This window comes from Longimicrobium sp. (genome assembly GCF_048594345.1).
Classification (GTDB): Bacteria; Gemmatimonadota; Gemmatimonadetes; order Longimicrobiales; family Longimicrobiaceae; genus Longimicrobium.
Window position 1 is genome coordinate 56,024 of sequence record NZ_JBMDXM010000278.1, and the last position, 18,808, is coordinate 74,831.

General features: G+C 71.0%; 19 protein-coding genes. 12 read left to right on the top strand and 7 right to left on the bottom strand.

Features of this window, described 5'->3' with window-relative positions; genetic code table 11:
* Positions 1 to 114 precede the first annotated feature (114 nt).
* Together ACOJUJ_RS29020 and ACOJUJ_RS29025 are read right to left on the bottom strand one after the other, a co-directional pair.
* Positions 115 to 717, bottom strand: coding sequence for a GNAT family N-acetyltransferase (locus ACOJUJ_RS29020; protein WP_420130420.1), 603 nt, complete (start codon positions 715 to 717; stop codon positions 115 to 117).
* Positions 718 to 728: 11 nt separating this feature from the next.
* On the bottom strand, positions 729 to 1,340 hold the full coding sequence (locus ACOJUJ_RS29025; protein ID WP_420130421.1) for a hypothetical protein: 612 nt from the start codon (positions 1,338 to 1,340) through the stop codon (positions 729 to 731).
* 89 nt (positions 1,341 to 1,429) lie between these two features.
* Here ACOJUJ_RS29025 and ACOJUJ_RS29030 point away from each other — a divergent pair, with 89 nt between their 5' ends.
* Complete coding sequence (locus ACOJUJ_RS29030) at positions 1,430 to 1,633, top strand: hypothetical protein (protein WP_420130422.1); 204 nt, start codon at positions 1,430 to 1,432, stop codon at positions 1,631 to 1,633.
* Between the two features lie 285 nt (positions 1,634 to 1,918).
* Here the strand turns inward: ACOJUJ_RS29030 and ACOJUJ_RS29035 are convergent, their stop codons facing one another.
* Positions 1,919 to 2,410 carry a hypothetical protein gene (locus ACOJUJ_RS29035; protein ID WP_420130423.1) on the bottom strand — a complete coding sequence of 164 codons (492 nt, stop codon included), beginning with the start codon at positions 2,408 to 2,410 and terminating at the stop codon, positions 1,919 to 1,921.
* Between the two features lie 522 nt (positions 2,411 to 2,932).
* Here ACOJUJ_RS29035 and ACOJUJ_RS29040 point away from each other — a divergent pair.
* From ACOJUJ_RS29040 to ACOJUJ_RS29050, 3 genes are all read left to right on the top strand, one after another.
* A complete protein-coding gene (locus ACOJUJ_RS29040; RefSeq protein WP_420130424.1) occupies positions 2,933 to 3,265 on the top strand; it encodes a hypothetical protein in 333 nt (110 codons plus the stop codon).
* An 80-nt stretch (positions 3,266 to 3,345) separates the two neighbouring features.
* Entirely contained in the window at positions 3,346 to 3,690 is a 345-nt protein-coding gene (locus ACOJUJ_RS29045; protein WP_420130425.1) for a hypothetical protein, read from the top strand.
* Between the two features lie 578 nt (positions 3,691 to 4,268).
* Positions 4,269 to 4,619, top strand: coding sequence for a hypothetical protein (locus ACOJUJ_RS29050; protein ID WP_420130426.1), 351 nt, complete (start codon positions 4,269 to 4,271; stop codon positions 4,617 to 4,619).
* 117 nt (positions 4,620 to 4,736) lie between these two features.
* Here ACOJUJ_RS29050 and ACOJUJ_RS29055 read toward each other — a convergent pair whose 3' ends face one another.
* Complete coding sequence (locus tag ACOJUJ_RS29055) at positions 4,737 to 5,531, bottom strand: SDR family oxidoreductase (protein WP_420130427.1); 795 nt, start codon at positions 5,529 to 5,531, stop codon at positions 4,737 to 4,739.
* 245 nt (positions 5,532 to 5,776) lie between these two features.
* On the opposite strand from ACOJUJ_RS29055, the gene ACOJUJ_RS29060 reads away from it, so the two are divergent.
* Positions 5,777 to 6,688, top strand: coding sequence for an alpha/beta hydrolase (locus ACOJUJ_RS29060; RefSeq protein ID WP_420130428.1), 912 nt, complete (start codon positions 5,777 to 5,779; stop codon positions 6,686 to 6,688).
* 424 nt (positions 6,689 to 7,112) lie between these two features.
* Here the strand turns inward: ACOJUJ_RS29060 and ACOJUJ_RS29065 are convergent, their stop codons facing one another.
* The 3 genes from ACOJUJ_RS29065 to ACOJUJ_RS29075 all read right to left on the bottom strand — a co-directional run bounded on the left by ACOJUJ_RS29065 (position 7,113) and on the right by ACOJUJ_RS29075 (position 12,424).
* Positions 7,113 to 7,379, bottom strand: coding sequence for a UBP-type zinc finger domain-containing protein (locus ACOJUJ_RS29065; RefSeq protein ID WP_420130429.1), 267 nt, complete (start codon positions 7,377 to 7,379; stop codon positions 7,113 to 7,115).
* A 120-nt stretch (positions 7,380 to 7,499) separates the two neighbouring features.
* Positions 7,500 to 9,155, bottom strand: coding sequence for an FAD-dependent oxidoreductase (locus ACOJUJ_RS29070; protein ID WP_420130430.1), 1,656 nt, complete (start codon positions 9,153 to 9,155; stop codon positions 7,500 to 7,502).
* Between the two features lie 212 nt (positions 9,156 to 9,367).
* Positions 9,368 to 12,424 (bottom strand): BTAD domain-containing putative transcriptional regulator, encoded by a 3,057-nt coding sequence (locus tag ACOJUJ_RS29075; protein WP_420130431.1) that lies wholly within the window; start codon positions 12,422 to 12,424, stop codon positions 9,368 to 9,370.
* Positions 12,425 to 12,628: 204 nt separating this feature from the next.
* On the opposite strand from ACOJUJ_RS29075, the gene ACOJUJ_RS29080 reads away from it, so the two are divergent.
* The 7 genes from ACOJUJ_RS29080 to ACOJUJ_RS29110 all read left to right on the top strand — a co-directional run bounded on the left by ACOJUJ_RS29080 (position 12,629) and on the right by ACOJUJ_RS29110 (position 18,787).
* Positions 12,629 to 12,886 (top strand): hypothetical protein, encoded by a 258-nt coding sequence (locus tag ACOJUJ_RS29080; protein ID WP_420130432.1) that lies wholly within the window; start codon positions 12,629 to 12,631, stop codon positions 12,884 to 12,886.
* Positions 12,887 to 12,900: 14 nt separating this feature from the next.
* Entirely contained in the window at positions 12,901 to 14,460 is a 1,560-nt protein-coding gene (locus ACOJUJ_RS29085; RefSeq protein WP_420130433.1) for a hypothetical protein, read from the top strand.
* Between the two features lie 33 nt (positions 14,461 to 14,493).
* Positions 14,494 to 14,841, top strand: coding sequence for a hypothetical protein (locus tag ACOJUJ_RS29090; RefSeq protein ID WP_420130434.1), 348 nt, complete (start codon positions 14,494 to 14,496; stop codon positions 14,839 to 14,841).
* 3 nt (positions 14,842 to 14,844) lie between these two features.
* Positions 14,845 to 15,573 (top strand): hypothetical protein, encoded by a 729-nt coding sequence (locus ACOJUJ_RS29095; RefSeq protein ID WP_420130435.1) that lies wholly within the window; start codon positions 14,845 to 14,847, stop codon positions 15,571 to 15,573.
* Positions 15,570 to 16,349 (top strand): hypothetical protein, encoded by a 780-nt coding sequence (locus ACOJUJ_RS29100; protein ID WP_420130436.1) that lies wholly within the window; start codon positions 15,570 to 15,572, stop codon positions 16,347 to 16,349. Before ACOJUJ_RS29095 ends, ACOJUJ_RS29100 begins: the two co-directional genes overlap by 4 nt.
* 11 nt (positions 16,350 to 16,360) lie before the next feature.
* The gene (locus ACOJUJ_RS29105) at positions 16,361 to 17,113 is read left to right on the top strand and encodes a hypothetical protein (protein WP_420130437.1); all 753 of its coding nucleotides are present in this window, start codon (positions 16,361 to 16,363) and stop codon (positions 17,111 to 17,113) included.
* Positions 17,114 to 17,188: 75 nt separating this feature from the next.
* Positions 17,189 to 18,787 (top strand): OmpA family protein, encoded by a 1,599-nt coding sequence (locus ACOJUJ_RS29110; RefSeq protein ID WP_420130438.1) that lies wholly within the window; start codon positions 17,189 to 17,191, stop codon positions 18,785 to 18,787.
* The last annotated feature ends 21 nt before the right edge of the window (positions 18,788 to 18,808 follow it).

An 18,808-nucleotide genomic window follows, 5' to 3' on the forward strand; every position in this document is an offset into this window, starting at 1 on the left:
GCCGACCGAAGGACCTTGCCCGCAGATCCGTGGGGCCGGATCTCTGTTCAGGAGGGCCAGCTCCACGACGGCGGAGAGAAGGTCCTTCGGTCGCGCGCAGGCGGTTGTGATGGTTCAGCTTTGGTGTGGCGCTTCCTCAGGATGACTGGTTGCAGACGCAGGAATATGACTGGTTGCTGAATCAGGAATATGACTGGTTGCTGAAGCAGGAATATGACTGGTCGCGGAAGCAGGAATGGAGGTTGGCAACACACCCTTTCGGGACGGCGGCGGATCGGCGGGGCGGGCGTAGAGGCCGGGGCGGGTGCGCTCCATGGCGCGGCTGGCGTCGGCCAAAGGCTTGAAGCCGAACCGCGCGTACAGGCCGTGCGCATCCTTCGTCATCAGCATCCATCGCCTCAGCCCCTGCAGCTCCGGATGCGCGTCGAAGGTCTCCATCATCCACCGGCTCAATCCCCGCCCGCGATACGCCTCCAGCACGTAGACGTCGGCCAGGTACGCGAACGTGGCGCGGTCGGTGACGGCGCGCGCGAACGCCACCTGCGCCGCGCCGTCGAAGATCCCCACGCACAGCGAGTGCTGGACGGAGCGCGCCACCACCTCGCGCGGAACGCCCTTCGCCCAGTACGACTCGGCGCTCAGGTAGGCGTGGATGGCGTCCACGTCCATCTCGTCCGCAAGCGTGGAAAGGCGCAGGTTGCCGCGAGGATCGGTCATGGAGAAGCGTATCAGGTAAGGTCGTACTTTCGCGAGAACACGCGGGCAAAGCTGAAGCCCGCCACCTGCCAGAACCACACGCTGGTGGCCAGGAACCCGATTCCCAGCCCCAACAGTCCGACGAACGAAAGCGCCAGCGCGCACAGGGCGATCCCCCACGCCCGCCAGTACGCGCCGCCGCCCTGCAGCGCGCGCGACAGGGCGCGCGCGGGATTGTAGATCTCGGCGGCGTCGAAGGCGCGGCAGTAGTGCGTCATGTAGCCGGGAATGGCCAGCGTGGCCAGGAGCAGCAGCACGGCGCCCGTCCCCATCATCCACACCGAGCCGGTCCGCCAGCCCAGGTACGCCAGCGCGGCGCCCGGCAGGTAGTAGTACACCATCCCGCCAAACGTCACCACCCCGTGCCGCAGCAGCTGCCACGGGTCGCGCCACGCGGGCCACGCCGGCTCGCCCTGCATCATCCGGTGCACCATCACCACGCGGTGCCCCATGTTCAGCAGCCAGCCCACGAACGGCAGCAGGATGAGCGCGGCGCCAATGAGCACCTCGCGCCGCGCCTGCGCCGTCTGCAGCGGAAAGGCAAAGCTGGTGCGCAGCGACAGGGGCGTGCGAAGGTCGATCACGGGGCCGGAAAAATAAAAAGCGGGCGGAAGTGGCACGCGAGTATTACATTGTGCACACCAGACGGTACCCTCACAGCCCGGGAGGCTCCATGGGCGGAAACAAGATCGTCTACAAGCAAGCGTTCGAACAGGCCCGGTCCGGCAAGCCGCGGACGTTGCTGCAGCGGCTGCTGTTCCCCTTCCAGGACCACTACACGCAGGCTTCGCGCGTGCAGGGCGAGCAGGACGGCGCCGCGGCGCGCCTGCTCGCCACCGCCGCCATGGGAAGCGCCTCCACCGGCGCGGCGAGCTGAAGCAGCGGGCCCCGGCCGTCCCAGCCGGGGCCTTGTCGTTTCCGGCGGCCTGCGTATGAAAGCCTCTGCCCGTTCACTGGGGCAGGGGCCGTTGGATGCCGCGAAAGCGCACGGGTTGCCGCAAGCGGTCGAACAGAGGAAGGGTACAGAGGAACAGACAACAGCCAGAGATGCAGAGGACACCGGTCTTCCTCTGTATCTCTGGCTTTTGCTTGTTCCTCCGTACCCCGATGGTTGCTGTTCCGGATCCGTGCCGGCCCAGACGGATTCGGTCCGTCCGGGAGCCTACTGATCGCGCTGGTAGACCTCGGTAAAGGTTTCCTCGCGGTCGGCCGGGGCGCTTACGTAGGTGTGGACCAGCTTGTCGCCGCGCACCTCCAGCGTGCCGTGCTCCCACCAGGTAGGCACCGGCGTGCTGACGCTGGGGTTGGGGCCCACGGCGTACTTCTGCCACCCCTCGGCGCGGGTGATCCGCAGCATCAGACGGTCGCCGTCCATACGGTACTGCCCCTTGGTGCGCAGGTAGCCGGTGACCTCGTCCGCCGGCAGCCCGTAAAAGCCGATCCACAGGATCTCGCTGCTGTACGACCCGCCAGCGCCGAACGTGAGCCGCGTTTCGGTATGCGCACCCTCGTTGGCGGGATACGAAAGCATCCACTCGCCCTCTACGTTCACGGCGCCGCGGGTGACTTCGGGGAGCAGGTTGTCTACCTCGGAGCAGCCGGGGACGGCAAAAAGGATGGCTGCGAGCAGCGGGAGGATACGGATGGTGCGCATGGGATCGGTGAATTGGTGGATCGGGAAGGCATTCCGTCGATAAACGCGCGCCGCCAGATGTTCGTGACAGAGCCGCCCGGCGCACCCTCACGGATCCGACTCGGCCAACATCCACCGTCCAACGATGAACGTTCAGACACACTCCTTTCCTCTATTTACATGCGGAATCAATACCGCTATACTCGCAGACCCAGCGGCGGAAAGCGTGAGGTGCACGCGCGATTTTGCGATGCGCATCAACGCCGTTCTTCCCTGTTGGACGCGGAGGCGCTGAACTTCAGCGTGCTCTGCCGGGTCGCCGAACCTGCTCTCGCGTGCCTTGATGGACTCCACCCGCGCCGGCACCTCAGCGCACCGTATGCCCCTTCCCGTTCGCCGCCAGCGTGCGGCGGCGTGTTGTACCGTCGTCATCATCCCCCAGCAGTGTGCCCAGCGGCCGTACCCGAGTTCCGGGGCGGCCGTTTTGCCGGCCGCGTATCGGCGCAGGCCGGCGATTCAACCAACCCCGCCCCGGAGGACACGATGAACAAGCTGAAGCTGCAGCTGGAAGACCTGTCGGTGGAGAGCTTCGACACCACGAGCCACACCAGGGCCAAGGGCACCGTTTTCGGCGAGCAGTGCACGTGCTACACGCAGTGCACCTGCCCCGGCTGCCCCACCTGCGACGCCACCTGTGAAGCCACGTGTCCCAACACCTGTGCGTACACCTGCGACGACGCCAGCTGCGCCGGCACGTGCGAGACCTGCAACTTTTTCCAGTGCCGCACGGCCAACTGCACGGAGTACGAGGTCACCTGCAACGGCAACGGCACCTGCGGCGTGTACCCCTGCCGCCGCCAGTACCTTCAGAACTGAGCCGCGACACCTGACAACGAACGGCCGCGCCAGCCATCCGGCGCGGCCATCCATCCACCATCCTGTGACATGAGGCTCCCATGAACAAGCTGAAGCTGCAGTTGGAAGACCTGTCGGTGGAGAGCTTTGACACGACGAGCCACACCAGGGCCAAGGGAACCGTGTTCGGCGAGCAGTGCACCTGCTACACGCAGTGCACCTGCCCCGGCTGCCCCACCTGCTACGCGAGCTGTAACGGCACCTGTGACGCGTCGTGCAATGGCACCTGCGACGCCAGCTGCAACGGAACGTGCGATGCGTCGTGCGGCAGGGCGTGCGGCACCTGGGACTACACGTGCGACTGCACCAACGACTCGTGCGTCTACACGTGCCCCGGATGGATGACGGCTGCCCCCGGGATGGCGTGTATGGAGTGCGCGTACTGATCACGGCCAAAAGGATCCCGTGCCGCGTCGAGCTCTGATCGCGGCGCGAAGCCCTGACGGTTCGTTGTGAGTGACGCGAGCCCCGGCACCTCCTGCGCCGGGGCTCATCTCGTTTCACCCTCCAGGGCTCTACGACGGCAGTCCGGATCATCCGCTCGCCTCGGCCCTCCCCCGCTGCACGCCCACTCCCGCGCCAGAATCGGCGCCGAAGACAACATCGCTATTTACAGGTTCTACAAATACGGCTATCATAACTGAAATTTTGTCTGTAAAGATAATTCTGAATCTTCGCCACGCAGTTCAGCTCCGCTCCCCCTGGTGTGCATCAACGCACCGCGTTCGTGCCCCCCGCCATCGTGAAAGGATCCTGCTCTCGCGCGCTCGATGAACCGCATCTCCACCAGCATTGCGGCGCGCCGTTGTTCCCTTCCCGTTCGTACCGGTGCGCGGGAGGGTGTGGTACCGTCGTCATCATCCCCAGCGTTGTGCTCCGCGGCCGCACCGGATCTCCGGGCGGCCGTTTTGCCGGCCGCGCATCCGCCCAGCCGGCGATGTTCACCCCACCCCTGGAGGACACGATGAACAAGCTGAAGCTGCAGGTGGAAGATCTGGCGGTCGAGAGCTTTGACACCACCCGCCCCCAGAAGGCGAAGGGGACCGTGTTCGGCGAGCAGTGCACCTGCTACACACAGTGCACCTGCCCCGGCTGCCCCACCTGCTACGCGAGCTGTAACGGCACCTGCGACGCGTCGTGCAACGGCACCTGCGACGCCAGCTGCAACGGAACGTGTGATGCCACGTGCAACGGCTGTGACACCTGGGACGTTTCGTGCGGCTGCACCAACGATTCGTGCGGCCCCACCTGCTACGGGTGGATAACGGCTGACGCCAGGCACCAGTGTGTCGACTGCATGGCGGGAGTCTATTGATAAGGATGCCGCGCGTGGCGGTGTCTTGAACGGTGCGAGCGTCCGACTGCTCCGCCACGAACCATGCGAGCCCCGGCACCTCCTGGCGCCGGGGCTCACATCGTTTCGATCTTCAGGTCACCGCGATGGCGAGCCTGAAGGATACGATCGGGTCAGCCAGTCGTCCCAGTGGACGGTTCCGCGCTCGCCATCGGACGTGTTCTTTCCCGCGCGAAAGGCGGCGGCGAGGGGGCCGGGGAGCGGCAGGTGCACCGTCGGTTTGCGGATGCCGCACGCGGACTTCCATGGCGCGGCCATCTGCCCCCACGTGAGCACCTGTGGCCCTCCAAAATCCCGCAGCCGGCCGCGAGGCCCGTCCTCCGCCGCCCGTACGAAGCGCGCCGCCGCCTCGCCGGTATCGACGCTCTGAAAGCGGAAGGTGGCAGGGAGCGGAAGGATGAGCGGCACCCGCGCCGCGCCCGCCGTCATCGTGTCCACGAAGGAGTGAAACTGCGTGGCGCGCAGGATGGAGTGCGGCACACCGCCGGCGGCGACGATCTGCTCCGCCGCCAGCTTGGAGCGGTAGTAGCCGAACGGGATCTGGTCCACGCCCACGATGGAGACGTAGACCAGGTGCGCCGTCCCCGCGGCGCGGGCGGCCTGCACCAGCCGCCGCGTGCCCTCCACGTCGACGACGGCGTGGCGGCGGGGATCGCTGGCGGCGTGGATCACCGCGTCAACACTCTCCAGCGCCTCCGGCACGCCGGCGCCGGTCTCCACGTCCATCTGCGCCCACTCGCGCGCGGGCGGTGCGTCGTGTGGCCGTGCGCGGCGGCTGGCGATGCGCACGGTGTGCCCCGCCGCCTCCGCCGCGCGCACCACCTCGCGGCCCAGGCCACCCGTGCCCCCCGTAAGCAGGATCTTCATCGTCATTCGTCTCCATCCCATGCGCGTCCACCCGCGGAACTCCAGGGGAGCAAGTTCCCGCGTGGAGCCCCGCGGCGGAAGGGGTCAATCGACCCGGCGGAGTGTGAACGATCCGATCCAACCCCGGGAGGAGCGCGCCGGCAGATCCTCCCGCGGTCAGATGGCCGTACGCTGGAGAAGAAGCCGTGTGCAGATGCGGTGGCTCGGTGTCTGCGCACGCACGAGGCTCCATCATCCCCTGATTGCCCAACATGAGCGCCACGCGGATACAGGTCGTACGGAACGCACGCGTGATGCGCGCGGCGCTGCTCGTGTTTCTGGCGCTGGCGGCGGCGGGCTGCTCGCCGCGCAGGGTGGCGGAGGGTCTGCTGCTGGGCAGTCAGTTCGTCCGCACGGCGAACCTGGCGTACGGCGAGCAGGATCGGCAGCGGCTGGACGTGTACCGTCCGCGCACGGTGCGGCAGGGGGCGCCGGTGGTGGTGTTTCTGTATGGCGGGCGCTGGCAGAGCGGAAGCAAGGACGAGTACCGGCTGCTGGGCGACGCGCTCACCCGCCGCGGGATGGTGGCGGTAATCCCGGAGTACCGGCTGTATCCGCAGGTGCGCTTTCCCGCGTGGGTGCAGGACGCCGCCCTCGCCGTGCGCTGGGCGCGCGACAACGCCGCGCGCTACGGCGGCGATCCGGACAACCTGGTAGTGGTGGGGCACTCCGCCGGCGCGCACACGGCGGCGCTGCTGGCGCTGGACGAGCGGTGGCTGCGCGAGGCGGGGGTGCCGGCGGGCGCGGTGCGGGGGTTCGCCGCGCTGGCGGGGCCCGTTGACACCGTGTGGACGGATGCGGACGTGCAGGCGCTGATGGGCCCGGCGGAAGGATGGCCCGCAACGTATCCCGCCACGCACGTAGACGGCGTGGAGCCCCCGCTTCTGCTTCTTCACGGCTCGGGCGACCGCACGGTTTCGCCCCAGAGCTCAGCGCGGCTGGCCGCGCGCATCCGCGAGCGCGGCGGGTGCGCCCGCGCCATCCTGTATCCCGGCGTGGGCCACGTGCAGATCATCGTGGCGGCGGCGGTCCCGGGGACCTCCTCCGCGCCGGTGCTGGGCGACCTGACCACGTTCGTCCGCGACCCGCGCGCGATGGCGTGCCGGGGCGAATCGGCCCGGTGATGATGGCCGGGATACCCGAACGAGTATCCGATTGGGCGACGGACCTCGCAAATCGGCGATTGTATCGGCGCGTGCCCCGCACCGCGGGATTGTACCCGCCGCGTGACCGTCAACCGTGGGTATGATGTTGCCGCTCCCGCCGTACCACGGGTAAAAGCCCGCGGCTAGAACGGCCATAAGCCCCGTCTCGACGCCGCTGACGCATCACCGAACGGGGCTTCAACCGCTCGCGCCGTCGATGGCCTGCGCGCATCGCGGGCGTTTTCGCGCGCGACACACCTGCGGGCGGGCATGGAGCGTGTCGCCCACGTGCGGGTGAAGCCCGGTTCGGCGAGTGTAACGAGCCGAGGCCGGGCTTATGGCAGTTCCAGCCGCGGCTTTAGCCGCCCCTGGCCAGGTACGGGGCGATCCTGCCTCGCGATCCTCAGACGAACACCTCCGTCTGGTCCACGTAGCACCACGACCAGTCTTCGCCGGGCTCGGCGCTGGTGATGATGGGGTGCTGGGTGGCGTGAAAGTGCTTGGTCGCGTGGCGGTTGGGCGAGTTGTCGCAGCAGCCCACGTGGCCGCAGGTGCGGCACAGGCGCAGGTGCACCCACCCCGACCCCGTCTGCAGACACTCCTCGCAGCCGCCCGGCGTCCGCGCCTCTACGTCCTGCACCGCCCCCGTGTGCGTGCACTGCTGTGCCATATCGATCTCCCCTGCTCTGGTTGGCTGCCCCGACCGACGCTCCCGCCCCGTCACCATCACACCATCACACCATCACACCATCACACCATCACACCATCACACCATCACACCATCACACCATCACACCGCCGCGCCGATGTGCGCGTGGACGAACGACACCGACATCGACCCCTCGCCCACGGCGCTGGCCACGCGCTTGACCGACCCCGCGCGCACGTCGCCGGCGGCGAACACGCCGGGCTGGCTGGTCTCCAGAAAGAACGGCGTGCGGCCGACGTTCTTCCACGTGTCGGCGTCGCGCGCGTCCGGCGTCAGCGTCTCGCCGGTGAGAACGAAGCCGCGGCGGTCCAGCGCCACGCACCCGCTCAGCCACCCCGTGCGCGGCACCGCGCCAATGAAGAGGAAGAGGGCGCGGCTGGGGATGGCCACCTCCTCGCCCTTTTCCAGGCAGCGCAGCCGCACCTGGTTCAGCGTCTCGCCGCCTTCCACCGAGCTGACCACGTGGCCCTTGTGCACCTGGATGTTGCCCGCCTTGTCGATGCGGTCCACCAGGTAGCGCGACATGCTGTGGCCCAGGTCCTTGCCGCGGATGCAGATGTGCACCCGGCGGGCGTAGCGCGACAGGTACATGGCCGCCTGCCCCGCGCTGTTGCCGCCGCCCACGATCACCACCTCTACCTGGCTGCACAGCCGCGCCTCCATCTCCGTGGCGGCGTAGTACACACCGTTCCCCTCCAGCTCGCGCAGGCCGGGGATGTCGAGCGTGCGGTACTCGGCGCCGCTGGCCACCAGCACGCACCGCGCGGTGATCCTGGATCCGTCGTCCAGCTTGATGGTGCGAAGGCCACCCTCCAGCCCCAGCTTGACCGCGCTCTGCGGCACGGAGATGCGCGCGCCGAACTTCTGCGCCTGCAGCTGGGCGTTGCGCGCCAGGTCCGCGCCGCTGATCCCGGTCGGAAAGCCCAGGTAGTTCTCGATGCGCGAGCTGGTGCCCGCCTGGCCGCCGACCGCGGTGCCTTCCACCGTCAGCACGCGCAGCCCCTCGCTGCTGGCGTACACCGACGCCGCCAGCCCCGCCGGCCCCGCGCCCACAACCACCAGGTCGAACACCTCGCCGTCGGCCACGCGCGCGTCCAGGCCCATGTAGCGGGCCAGCTCGGCCACCGTGGGGCTGGTGAGCAGCTCGCCCCCGCGGCCGATGACCACGGGCGTCTGGTCCACCCCCACGTGGAACTGGCAGAGCAGCTCCTCGGCGTGGGGATCCTGCTCCACGTCGATCCAGGTGTACGCGATGTCGTTGCGGCTGCAGAACTCGCGCAGGTGGTGCGCGTCGGGGCTGAAGCGCGAGCCGATGATCTGGATCCCCCGAAACCCGTCGCCCAGCAGCAGCCGCCGCCGCATGAGAAACGCGCGCAGCAGCACCTCGCTGATCTCGGCCAGCTCGCTGATCACGCGGCGCAGCGCCTGCGAATCCAGCTCCAGCACCTGGCCGTCCGTGACCATGCGCGCGCTGATCAGGCTGACGCGGCCGGTGAGCATGTCCACGTCGCCGCTGAAGTGGCCGGGCTGGTGCACCACCACCTGGCGCGGCGCGTCGCCCGTGGCGTCGACGATCTCCATCTCCCCTTCGAGCACCACGAAGAACCCGAACCCCCGCTCGCCCTCGCTCCACATCACCTCGCCGGCCTCCACGTTCCGCACGCGGCCGCGCGGCCGCAGCGCGTCGATCTGCGCTTTGGTCAGCTTGGGAAAGGCGATGTCCTGGTCAGACGTCATGTGCGGGCCCCTGGTGTGGCGATGATCTTCCGGATGCGGATTCGTGCGCGTCCACAACATACGCGGGCGGTCAAGGCCGGCTCCGCAAAAGAGGATGGGGTACAGAGGAACACAGAAAGCCCGAGGAACAGAGGAAGGGATTGAACACGGTTCCTCTGTATCTCTGGCTTTTGTCTGTTCCTCTGTACCCCATCCTCTGTTTCCCCGGTTGGTCACCGGCGGCGGATGGCGGCGTAGCGCACCAGCGAGGATGATTCCGGATCGGCGTCGCGCCAGCGGTCCGAAAAGCGGTCAAAGTGGCCAAGTGCATCGCGGCGGCGGCCCAGGCGCTCCAGCACGCGCCCCTGCTCCAGCTCCGCCGCGACGGGGAACATCAATCCCCGGCTGATGTCTTCGGCCAGGCTGCCGTACCACGCCAGCGCCTCCGCGTCGCGCTCGGCGGCGGCCAGCAGCCGCGCGCGAAAATAGCGCTCCGCGACGGTGCTGTACGAATCATCCTTGACGAACAGTTCCGGCACCGGCCGCGGCCACCCCGCCTCCACCAGCCGCAGCGCCCCGGCCGAATCGCCCGCGGCGGCGTGGATGCGCGCCCGCAGCTGGTGGCGCAGGTGGCGCGCAAAGCGTCCCGCGGCGGCCGTGTCTTCCAGCTCCCCCAGGCCGTCCACGCGGCGCCGGGCCTCCGCGGTGTCGCCCAGGCGCACGGCCAGCGCGCCCAGCAGGTACTGGTGCCGCGCCGCGGGAAAGCGGCCACGCTCCTCGTCCGCCGGGCCGCCGGTGCCGCGCGCTTGCGGCACCGGCGTCGCCGCCAGCTGCTGAAATGCGCGCAGGACCTCGCCGCGCGGCAGCGCGCCGGGAAAGAAGGCGGCCAGAAAGGCCCAGGTGCGCGCGGCGTAGGCGGGATCGACCGTCGCGGCGGAGTCCGCCTGCGCGCGGGCGTCGCGCCAGCGGCCGCGCGCCATCTGCATGTGCGCGCGGGCGGCGTGGCCCACCAGCCGGCTCTGCTCGCCGCTGCCCGGCCCGACCAGCAGCGCCGAGATGCGCAGGCCGGCGGCGGGATCGTTCAGAAAGTCCGCCGTCCGCCACGCCGCGCCCCACGCGGGCAGGTCGTTGGCGTCGCGCGGCACCTGCGCACGCAGCGTGTCCAGCGCCGCCGCCTGCGCCCGCGCGTCACTCAGCGCGAACGCCCGCAGCGCCCGCAGGCGGCGCAGCGACTCGTGCCCCGGGCTAAGCCGCTCGATGGCGCGGACGTGTTCGTCCACCTCCCTGGCGCGGCCCTGCAGCGCGGCCACGGCCGCCAGGTGCACGCGGGCGTTCAGGTTGGCGGGGTCCAGCGCCACCACCTGCTCCCACGCCGGGCGCGCCGTCACCATGGGCCGCCCCTGCCACATGGCGCGGTGGTGCAGCACCTCACCCAGGTCGTTCCACGCTTCCACGTGGTCGGGCCGCGTGGCCACCAGCTCCCGCAGCAGCGCCTCGGCCACGGCCGCGTCGCCGGTGCGAAAGGCCACGCGCGCCCGCAGCAGCGTCTGCTCCGCCGCGGACAGCCGGTGGCCCAGCCGCAGGGCGCGCGCGGCGGCGGCGGACCCGTCCTCCGCCGCCCAGTCCTGCGCCACGCTCAGCCGGTACGAGGCGAGCGCGAAACCGCTGTCCCCCTGCACCGCCGCGCCAAAGCGCTCCGCCGCGGCCTTGAAGTCGCCCGTCCTGAAGGCGCGCTCCCCCGCCAGGTACGCCTTGAGGGCGGGGAGCGAGCCGGTCGTCAGCGCGGCGGTGCGGTCCAGCTGCTCCGGCGGCGTGTCCATCCCCTCCGCCACCAGCGTGCGCACCAGCGCGTCCACGGCGCCAAACAGGCTGTCCTCGCGCACCTCCGCCACCTCCGCGCGGGCCAGCCGGCGGCCGTCCGCCTCGTAGACGGCGGCGTTCAGGTGCAGCCGCCCGCCCGCCTCCACCACCGTCCCCAGGATGAAGCGCCCCGCCCCGAACCGCGCGGCGGCGGCGCGCCCGGCATCCAGCCCCGTCTCCCCCTCCCCCGCGGCGCGGAGGAAAGAGAGGAGGGCGAACGGGTCCACGGTGGTCAGCTCGCCCGTGCCGTCCAGCCGCACGGAAAGCAGGTCCGCCATCCCCTCGCCCAGGTACGCGTGCGCGGGTCCGGTGCGGACGGTGAACGGCAGGACGGCGATCCGCGTGGCCACCGCCGCCGTTTCCGCCGCGTCCGCGCCGCGACGCATCCGCGGCAGCGCCAGGGCGGCGATGAGCACGAGGCAGGCGGCGACGGCGGCGGTCCAGGCCCAGTGGCGAGGTGAACGGGTGAACGGGTGAACGGGTGAACGGGTGAGCGGGGGCGCGCCGGACGGCTGGCCGGCCTCGTCCGCATCCACGGCGACGGGAGCGACGACGGCGATGGGGAGGGACGGGGACGATGCGGTCGATGGATCGGGGTCCGCGGGAGGATCCGCAGCGGCCGGAACAGGCGTGTCGATCGATTCGATCGATTCGATCGATTCGGCGCGATGCGGCGGGGGGGCGGCGGGGCGCGGGGGATCGGGAAGGCGCTCGGCGCGGACGCGCAGGGCGCGGCGCAGGGCCTCGGTCTCCGGCGCGGGGTCCACCTCCAGCTCGCGCATCAGCCGCGCGGCAAAGCGCTCGTACTCGCGCAGGGCGCCGGCGGGGTCGCCCGCCTCGGCCAGCATCTCCATCAGCCGGCGGACGGAGGGCTCGTCGTCGGGGTCGATCTCGCAGGCGCGGCGGGCCAGGGCCACGGCGCCGTCCGCATCGCCCCGCCCCCGCGCCGCCTCCGCCGCCCCCCGTGCCGCGGCCAGGGCCACGTGGCACAGCCGCAGCCGCTCCGCGTCGCGCCACTGCTCCCAGGCGGGCGCATCGTCCACGTGCACGCCGGCCAGCAGGTCGCCCCCGTAGTGCGCCAGCGCCCCCGCCACGTCGCCCGCCCCCAGCGCCGCCTCCATCCGCCGCACGTCGCAGCCCAGCACGTCGTCCGCAATCTGCACCGCGTCGTCGGTGCGCGCGGCCAGAATGCCGGGCGCGGCTTTGCGAAGAAAGCTGAGGGCGTTGCGCAGGGCGGCGCGCGCGCGGTCGTCCGGCATCTCCGGCCAGAAGGTGGCCAGCAGGATGTCGCGCCGCACCGGCCCGTACGGACGGGCCAGCGCCAGGTACGCCAGCAGCGCGGCGCGCTTGGGCTGGGCCAGCAGAGGGGCCAGCGAGGCGCCGTCGGGACCACGCAGGTCCAGGGTGCCCAGGGTGCGGAGCTCGTACAACGGAAGGAGCGCGCGGGAGAGGAAACGGAAGGTTATGCAAACGTATCCGCCCGTCCGGCACTCCCGCAACGGCCAGGCGACGCGGGGGATACGGCTGGGATACGCCCGGATGCGACCGTTGGTACGCGGAACGGGGCCGGGAGGTCCACACTCCGTCCGCCGGGCCGTCGCGGCCCGCGAATCCTCCATCCGGAGCCATCCCGAATGTACGTCCTCTGCAACCACACCGTGCGCAAGCCGCGCGAGTTCTGGGAGCGCACCGCGCAGGCGCTGCCCAACCTCCCCGACGGCATCCGCATCCACAACGTGTATCCCAACGCCGACGGCTCGCGCGGCGTGTGCCTGTGGGAGGGCGACAGCATGGAGCACGTGCGCGCCTTTGTGGACGGCGCCACCGCCGACGTAAGCGACAACGACTACTTCGCCGTGCGGGCGGACCAGGCGCGGGGGCTGCCTCAGTGAGCGCGCGATGGACGATGGCCGCCCTGCTGGCCCTGGCCGCGGCGGCCCCGGCGCACGCGCAGGCGTGCGGCACCAAGACGGGGGGCGCGCCCACGCTCACCGCCGGGCAGACGGTGCGTGGCGCCCTGGCGCGCGAAGACTTTACGCTGGCGGGCGACCGCTACAACGGCACGGACGCGTGCACCGGGCGCCCCTACGACAGCTTCTTCTACGAGGCGCAGGCGGGCGAGCGGCTGACCTTCGTCATCGAATCGCGGCAGATTGACCCGTCCATCACCGCCACCACGCAGTGGCGCGGCGGCGGCACCAAGGACGTGGTGGAGCAGCGCGGCCGCCGCGGCCAGACGCTCACCGCCACGGGGACGGTTCCCGCGGCGGGGCGCATCCTGATCCAGGTGGAAAGCAACGTTTCGCTGGGCCGCCCCGGATCCACCGGCGACTACACCTTTACCCTGCGCTCCGACCGTCCCGCCACCCCGGCGCCGCGCCCCCAGGCCGACGGCGGCGGCTCGACGATCCGCTCCGGGCAGACGGTGCGCGGCGAGCTGACGTCGCGCAACGGCACGCTGGGGGACGACTCGTACTTCCAGGACTACACCTACCAGGCCCGGCGCGGCGAGACGCTGGTGGCGGGGCTCACGTCGGACGACTTTGACGCGTTTCTGCACGTGGGCCGGCGCGGCGCGGACGGCTCGCTGGAGAACAGGGTAAGCGATGACGACGGCGGCGGCGGGAGCAACTCGCTGGTGGAGTACACCGCGGACCAGAACGGCCCCGTCACCATTCGCGTCAACACGCTCTCGGCGGGCGAGACCGGCAGCTTTTCGCTGGAGGTGTATTCCACCGGCGGGGGCGAATCGGCCGCGAGCGAGCCGGAGCAGCCCGCATCCTCCACCCCCGCGCTGCGGGCGGGCCAGCCGGTGCGCGGCTCGCTGGCGCGCGGCGACGGTACGCTGGACGACGGATCGTGGTACGACACCTACACCTACACCGCGCGCCGCGGCGAGCGGATCGTGGTGCGGATGGAGTCCGACGAGTTCGACACGGTGCTGGGGGTGAGCGCGGCCCGTGAGAACGCGGACGACCTGGTGATGGACGACGACGGCGGCGGCGGCACCAACTCGCGCGTGGAGTACACCGCCACGGCCGACGGGCCCATCCTGATCCGCGCCAACGCGCTGAGCGCGGGCGACGGGGGCAGCTACACCATCGTGCTGGAGTCCGGGCGCCGGTCCGCGCTGCCGGCCGCGGATGGCGCGGAGCGTGTGGCCGCCGCGCCGGCCACGGCTACGTTCGCCGCGTCGTCCACCCGGCTTTCCGCGCTTCCCGCGGCGTTCACGGCCCATGTGGGGCCGGGCACCTCCGCCGCGCGCGCGCTCCAGGCACCCGGCCTGCCCGGCGGCCGCCGCGCCGCCGCCGCCAGCGGCGCCGGCGGGTGGCTGACGCTGGTGGCCGTGGGGGCGGGGTTGATCTACGGCGGGAGCAAGCTCGAGGACGGGCCCGCCGAGCCGCTGGGTGCCCTGATCCGCTACACCGGCTACGCCGTGATCGCCTTTGCGCCGTTCGGCGGCTGACGCGTTTCCAACCTGACCCGATCCCGATCGACCATGACGCGATTCTTTCGGACGGCCGCCGCGGCCGCCATCCTGCTCCTTGTCCTGGCCGCGCCCGCCGCGGCCCAGCAGACCGTTCTCGCCGCGCCGTCGTGGGACGCGCGGCTCACCCCGCCGCCCGTGGCGACGGCGGAGCGCGCGGCCGTCCGCGCGGCGGCGCTTCCCCGGCCGGTAAAGGGGATCGGCTTCATGCTGCTGGGAGCCGGGCTGATGTACGTCACCAAGCAAGCCGAGGGAGAAGATGGCGAAGAGGGCGTCCCCTTCATCCCCCTGCTTTCCGGCACCATGGGCGCCATGACCTTCTGGTACGGCGTGTACCACCTGGCCACCGGCGAAGGCTGACCCGTGCGCCTCGTCCTCGTGCTCCTGGCGGTGGCGGCCTGGGCGCCGCTCCACGCCCAGCCGTCCGCCCGCCGCCTGCCGGCGTGCATCGCCGAAGCGTCGCTCACCGCCGGCACCGAGCTCACGCGGCGCGGCTGCGCGGGCACGGGCCGCAATGAGGCAGTGCGCGTTTCCATCGCCCTGCCAACGAACTGGCAGATCGCGTTTCACGACACGGCGGACATGACTCTGACCGCCATGGACGGTGACAACGCGGTGTGGGTGGTGGGAAGCGACCGGCTGCCCGCGCCGGTGAACCGGGCGGACACCCTTAACTTCTGGGCCCGCGCCACGGAACTGCTGCTGGACCGCGACGTCACCACAAACGAGGTGCGGGACTTCCGCGAGTCCAACGGCGGGCGCGTAGCCTCGGCGCGGGACTGGATCACCCGCTCGCAGCTGAGGGAAAGCTCGCTTCTGGCGCTGGTGGCGGGGCTCTCCGTCTCCCTGGACGGACACACCGTGTTGCACAGCGAAAAGGGCGTGCGCTCGCTGGCGGGCGAGCCGGCCGGCTACCTTTCCGAGTCGCTGGAGCAGGGCGGGCAGCGCTGGCGGTTCACCTCGTACGCCACCGTGCGCGACGGGGCGCTGTTCATCGTCTCGCTGAACACGCTGGAAAGCGACTACGCCGCCATGCTTCCCCTGTTCGAGCGGATGCTGGCCTCGTTCAACCCGCGCACGGAGCGCTGGTGACGCACGCAGGCGGGGTGCGGCGAATGCGTGGCGCCTGGATCGTATGGGCCGCCGCGGTCCTGGCGCTCGCGGCGGCCCCGTTGCGCGCCCAGGCGGAGGACACGGCCTCCGCGTGCGTCCGGGCGGCGGGGGGGGAGGAATCCGCGGATTGGGTGCGCTGGGCGTGCGCGGGAACGGACTTCGACGCGGCGGTGCGGTTCGCCGTGTCGCTCCCCGCCGCGTGGGAGGTGGGGTCGCCGCGCGACGCGGGGCTGCAGGTGTGGGCGCTGAACGGCCGCGTGCAGATGTCCGTCGCGGCCCAGGACCAGCTGCACGCGCCGGCCACCCAGTCCGACACGCTGGGCTTCTGGATGCGCGCCACCGGCATCCGCCTGGGGCGCGAACCTGAGCTGCGGGACGTAGACTCGTTCCGCCGGGCCACGCAAAACCCGGACAAGGCGCGCCGGGCCGTCACCCGCGCGCAGCAGCGGGACACCGTGCTGCTGGCGATGGCGCACGGGCTGTCGCTTTCGCACGAGGGACAGACGGTGCTGGCAAGCACGGCGGAGGTCCGCCCGCTGGCCGGGGCGCCCGCCGGCTGGCTGGCCGAGACCACGGAGCAGAACGGGGAGGCGTGGCGCTCGGCCTCGTACGTCACCGTGCGCGACGCGGTGGTGTTCATCGCCACCCTGCGCGCGCCGGACGAGGAGTTCGACGCCGCGCTCCCGCTGTGGGAGCAAACGATGGCGACGCTGGAAATGCGGACGGACCGGTCCGCGCCCGCCACGCCCCCATGAGAGGATTCTGGATGACGAGGATCGACGGGACGCTCGCCCTTCTTCTTCTGGCGGTGGGTGCGTGCGCCCCGGCGGCGCCGCCCGTGCCCGCGCCGCCCCCCGTCGTGGCGGAACCCGGTACGTGCGCCTCCGCGTCGGCGGCGGCGGACGCGCAGGTGGTGCGATACGCCTGCCGGGGGAGCGGCGCCAACCAGGCCGCCGGGTTCACCGTCTCCATTCCGGCCGGGTGGACGGTGCAGGTGACGGACTCGCTGGACATCACGCTGTTTGCCAGCGACGGTGACCGCGCGGTGTGGGTGACGGGCGGCGACCAGCTTCCCGCGCCCGTCACGCCGGACGACACGCTGAACTTCTGGCTTGCCGCCAACGAGATCGCGCTGCGCCGCACGCCCACGCGGCAGGACGTGGCCGACTTTCGCTTTGTGCTGGACGACGACCCGGCCCGCGCCCGGCGCTGGGTGACGGACGAGCAGATGGAAGCGCTGCGGGTGACCGGGCTGGTGGCCCGGCTTACCGCCGAGCGCGAGGGACGCCCGGTCCTGCGCCGCACCACCGAGGTGCGCCCCCTGGCCGGCGGCACCGCCGGCTACCTGGACGAGGTGGTGGACGTGCAGGGCCCGTGGCACACCACCGCGTACCTCACCGTGCGCGACGCGGTGCTGTACATTATCTCCTTCAACGCGCCCGAGGAGGACGTGGAGGCGCTGCTGCCGCTGTGGGAGCAGGTTGCCGCCTCGTTCGTTCCCGACACCAGGCGCCCGTAGGCGTTGGCTCCTTTGCCGGCCGCGCACCCCCGGGCGGCCGTGCACGTACGCAACAACACGGAAATCGACATCCACATGACGCATCGGATCTTACCCCGCGCCGCGGCGCTGCTCTTCGCCGGGGTGCTGGGCGGCTGCGGGCAGGCGACGCAGCTGGCCGAGGGGCTGGGCAACGCGGTGAACGCCGCCCGCGGCTGCAGCGGCCCGCAGATGAAGGAGGGCGGACGCGAGAACCTGGGCACGTGCATCAACAGCACCTACGCCGACATCGTCCCGCAGATCTCTCCGGACGGCCGCATCCTGTACTTCGACCGCAAGGACAGCCCGGACAACACGGGCGGAACGGAAGATCCGGACGACATCTGGTTCTCCACCCTGCAGGCCGACGGCAGCTGGGGCCCCGCGCGCAACATCGGCGGCCCGCTCAACACCCGCGGCCCCAACTCGGTGATGGCGGTGCTCCCCGACGGCAACACGCTGCTGGTGACGGGCATCTACCAGCCGGACGGCCGCATCGCCACGGGCGTGTCGCTCAGCCGGCGCACCGCCGACGGCTGGGGCCGGCCGGAGCAGATCAGCATCCCGGGCCTGCAGAACCGCAGCCAGTTCGTGAACTACTACCTGTCGCAGGACGGCCAGGCGCTGCTGATGTCCATCCAGAAGGACGGCGGGCACGGCGATCGCGACCTGTGGGTGAGCCGGCGTCAGGGCGAGGGGCCGTGGAGCGAGCCGGTAAACCTGGGACGCACCATCAACAGCGACAGCGCGGACACCTCCCCCTTTCTGGCCAGTGACGGAGTAACGCTGTACTTCTCCAGTTCCGGCCACGGGGGGCAGGGCGGGCGCGACATCCTGGTGTCGCGGCGGCTGGACGACAGCTGGACCAGCTGGTCGCGGCCGGAGAACCTGGGCACGTCCATCAACACCAGCGGCCACGACGCGGGATTCGTGATCCCCGCATCGGGCGACTACGCCTACTTTGTCTCCAACCGCGACTCGTACGGCCGCAGCGACATCTTTCGCGCGCGGCTGCCCGAGAACATGCGGCCGCGGCCGGTGGTGCTGGTGCGCGGGCGGGTGCTCGACGCGCGCACGCGGCAGCCGCTCGAAGCCTCGGTGGTGTACGAGGGGCTGGGGAACGGGCAGCGGGGTGTCGCGCGCAGCAACGCGGCCACGGGCGAGTACCAGATCGTGCTGCCGGCCGGCGCGCGCTTCGGCTTTCGCGGCGAGGCGCCGCGCTACTATCCCGAGAACGTGAACGTAGACCTGTCCGGCGTGACGGCATACGCCGAGCGCACGCAGGACCTGCTGCTGGTGCCGCTTGAGGTGGGGAGCACGGTGCGGCTCAACAACATCTTCTTCGACACCAACCGCGCCACGCTGCGGCCGGAAAGTGCGCTGGAGCTGGACCGCCTGGCGGACTACCTGCGCGCCAACCCCACCCTGGAGGTGGAGATCGGCGGCCACACCGACAACGTGGGGTCCGACGAGGCCAACCGCACGCTCTCCCAGTCGCGCGCCCGCGCGGTGGCGGAGTACCTGGCCGGCAAGGGGATCGCCGCCCGCCGCGTGCAGTCGCGCGGCTACGGCGAGGCCGTGCCCACCGCGTCCAACGACACGGAGGAAGGCCGCCAACAGAACCGCCGCGTGGAGTTCAAGGTGATCCGCCTGTAGCGGGATCGATCCGCAACGCAC